This is a genomic window from Shewanella sp. AS16, from assembly GCF_021412365.1.
GTDB classification, from domain to species: Bacteria; Pseudomonadota; Gammaproteobacteria; order Enterobacterales; family Shewanellaceae; genus Shewanella; species Shewanella salipaludis.
Genome location: NZ_JAKCLK010000455.1, coordinates 1 through 280, shown reverse-complemented (window position 1 = coordinate 280; position 280 = coordinate 1). Strand labels below are relative to the sequence as shown.

Genomic DNA, 280 nt, shown 5'->3' with positions numbered 1-280 from the left:
ATTGCTGATGGCAGTGCGTACGTCGTCCAGCGAGACGCCCTGATTAAACAGCGCCTGCGGATTCAGCCCGACGCGTACGGCGGGCAGCGAGCTGCCGCCAACATCGACATCACCGACACCGTCGATTTGCGAAATCGTCGGAGCCAGCTGCGTCGAGGCGAAATCGTACAGTTCACCCTGCGAATAAGTATCGGATGTCAGCGTGAGGATCATAATTGGCGCATCCGACGGGTTCGCTTTGCGATAGGTCGGACGGCTGGGCATCCCGCTGGGTAGCAGA

At 59.6% G+C, this 280-nt stretch carries 1 protein-coding gene; it reads right to left on the bottom strand.

Annotation, left to right across the window (positions count from 1 at the left end):
• A partial coding sequence (locus tag LZP73_RS21070) for an efflux RND transporter permease subunit (RefSeq protein ID WP_234236952.1) occupies nucleotides 1–280 on the bottom strand: 280 nt, incomplete at both ends.